The organism is Streptomyces sp. MB09-01 (genome assembly GCF_033794505.1).
Lineage (GTDB): Bacteria > Actinomycetota > Actinomycetes > Streptomycetales > Streptomycetaceae > Streptomyces.
The window spans coordinates 1-2739 of sequence record NZ_JARAYQ010000490.1 but is presented as its reverse complement, the minus strand read 5'-3'; the positions used below and the strand labels follow the sequence as shown (position 1 = coordinate 2739).

Genomic DNA, 2739 nt, shown 5'->3' with positions numbered 1-2739 from the left:
GTCATGCGCACCACCTCCGGGCGTGGGGGACGGGGACCTCGGGACGGGCGGGGCAGGTCACGCCGCCACCCCCCGTCCGGTCGTGGCCGGGAGCCCGGCCACGACGGCGAGCAGCCCCGCGTCGTCCACGACGCCCAGGCAGCGGCCGCGGTCAACCACGCGGGCCGGGCCGCCGCTGACGGCGACGGCCTGGATGGCCTCGGCCACGGTGGTGGCGGGGGCCAGCGCGGGTCCCTGTTCGGCCTCGCCGGCAGCGGCGGGGCGCATCGCGGTGCGGACGGTGAGCACCTGTTCGCGGGGGACGTCGCGGACGAAGTCCCGTACGTAGTCGTCGGCGGGCGAGCCGACGATCTCCTCGGGCGTGCCGAGCTGGACGATGCGGCCGTCGCGCATCAGCGCGATCCGGTCGCCCAGGCGCAGCGCCTCGGCGAGGTCGTGGGTGATGAAGACCATGGTGCGGCCCTCTTCGTGGTGGAGCCGGGCGACCTCCTCCTGCATCTCGCGCCGGATGAGGGGATCGAGTGCGCTGAACGGTTCGTCGAACAGGAGTACTTCGGGGTCGGCGGCGAGTGCGCGGGCCAGGCCGACGCGCTGCTGCTGGCCACCCGAGAGCTGGCCCGGGCGCCGGTCCTCGAGGCCTTCGAGGCCGACCTTGGCCACGAGTTCGGCGGCCTTGTGCCGGCGGTCGCCGCGGCCGACGCCCTGGATCTCCAGTCCGTACGCCACGTTGTCGAGGACGGTGCGGTGCGGGAGCAGGCCGAAGTGCTGGAAGACCATGGCGGCGCGGTGGCGGCGCAGGGCGCGCAGCCGGGTGGCGTCCATGGCGAGGACGTCCTCGCCGTCGATGGCCAGGCTTCCGGCGGTGGGCTCGATGAGCCGGGTGAGACAGCGTACGAGGGTGGACTTGCCGGAGCCGGACAGGCCCATCACGACGAAGACCTCGCCCTTGCGGACGTCGAAGGTGACGTCCCGGACGGCCGCGGTGCATCCCGTGCGCTCGCGCAGTTCGGTGGCGGACAGGCCGGCGTCGGCGGAGCCGGGGACCTTCGCGGCGGCCTTCTGGGGCCCGAAGACCTTCCAGAGGCCGTCCACGGCGAAGACGGGGGGCGCGGCCGGGTCGGTGGCGGGGCCGGCGGAGGTGGCGGGCGCGGCGGGGGTGGTGGTCATCGGGTGCCACCGTCCCGGGACAGCAGTTCGGCTGCTTTTTCGCCGACCATGAGCACTCCGATCATCGGGTTGACCGCGGGCATCGTCGGGAAGACCGAGGCGTCCGCGATGCGGATTCCGTCGAGCCCGCGGATCTTCAGGTCCGGGCCCACGACGGCGCCGGGGTCGTCGGCGGCGCCCATCCGGCAGGTGCCGGCCGGGTGGTAGACGGTGTGCGCGACGGAGCGGGCGTAGGCGCTCAGCTCCTCGTCGCCGGTGATCTCCGGGCCGGGGCACACTTCGCGCCCCAGCCAGCCGGCGAGCGGCTGGGTCGCGGCGATCTCGCGGGCGAGCTTGATGCCGTCCACCAGGGTCCGGCCGTCGTAGTCGTCCTCGTCCGTGAAGTAGCGGAAGTCCAGGGCCGGTTTCACCTCGGGGTCCGCGCTGGTGAGGTAGAGCCGGCCGCGGCTGCGCGGCTTGGGGATGTTGGGGGTCATCGACACTCCGTGCGCGGGGCGTTCGTAGCCGATGCGCTCGGGGTTGTCGGTGAAGGGGACCTGGTAGAAGTGGAACATGAGGTCGGGCCCCGGGGAGTCGGGGTCGCGCCGGACGAACAGGCCGGCGTCGCTGTCCATCGCGGAGTTCTCCGGTATCGGGCCGTCGGTCTCCCAGACGATCACCGACTCGGGGTGGTCGAGCAGGTTCTCCCCGACGCCGGGCAGGTCGTGCACCGGCGGGATGCCGAGGGCTTCGAGGTCCGCGCGCGGGCCGATGCCCGAGTGCAGCAGCAGCCGCGGGGTGTCCACGGCGCCGGCGCACACGAGGACCTCGCGGCGTGCGGTGACCAGGGACTCCGTGCCGTCCGCGGCGCGTACGCGGACCCCTCGCGCCCTGGTGCCGTCGAGTTCCAGGCGGTAGGCCCAGGTCTCCAGGAGGATGCGGAGGTTGGGGCGTTCGTCCATGACGGGGTGGAGGTAGGCGACCGACGCGGAGGAGCGCTTGTTGTCCTCGGGGTGGTAGGCGAGGTCGAAGAAGCCGGCGCCCTCGTGGAAGGGCTTCCGGTTGAAGCCCTCGATGCGCGGGACGCCCAGGGCGGTCTGCGCGGAGTCGACGAAGTCGCGCGCGATGGCGTTGCGGTCCTTCTCGGCCACCGGGACGATGTTGTTGAGGAGCCGGTCGAAGTACGGGTCCATGGCGGCCGCGTCCCAGCCCTCGGCCCCCGCCTGCTCCCACTCGTCCCAGTCGGACGGGAGCGGCTTGAAGGCGATCAGGGTGTTGTGCGAGGAGCAGCCGCCGAGGACGCGGGCGCGGCTGTGGCGGATGTGCGAGTTGCCGCGGGGCTGCTCGGTGGTGGGGTAGTCGTAGTCGAGCTCGCCGCCGAGGAGGCCCATCCAGCGGCGCAGGGTCAGCACGTCGGGCCGGTCGACGTCGCTGGGGCCGCCCTCGATGACGGCGACGGTGACGTCCGGGTCCTCGGTCAGGCGGGAGGCGATCACCGAGCCGGCGGTGCCGCCGCCGACGACGACGTAGTCGTACTCCTGCTGCTCCTGCTCCTGCACCGCGGGCGCGGGGGTGCCCGGATGCGTGGGGGTG

2 protein-coding genes are annotated in these 2739 nt (G+C 73.4%); both read right to left on the bottom strand.

Annotated elements, in window-relative coordinates:
* Positions 1-57: 57 nt before the first annotated feature.
* The gene (locus tag PV721_RS42725) at positions 58-1167 is read right to left on the bottom strand and encodes a glycine betaine/L-proline ABC transporter ATP-binding protein (protein ID WP_319734198.1); all 1110 of its coding nucleotides are present in this window, start codon (positions 1165-1167) and stop codon (positions 58-60) included.
* Positions 1164-2705: a GMC family oxidoreductase gene (locus tag PV721_RS42720; RefSeq protein WP_319734200.1), complete on the bottom strand. Its 1542-nt coding sequence runs from the start codon at positions 2703-2705 to the stop codon at positions 1164-1166. The genes PV721_RS42725 and PV721_RS42720 overlap by 4 nt, the downstream gene beginning before the upstream one ends.
* Positions 2706-2739 lie beyond the last annotated feature (34 nt).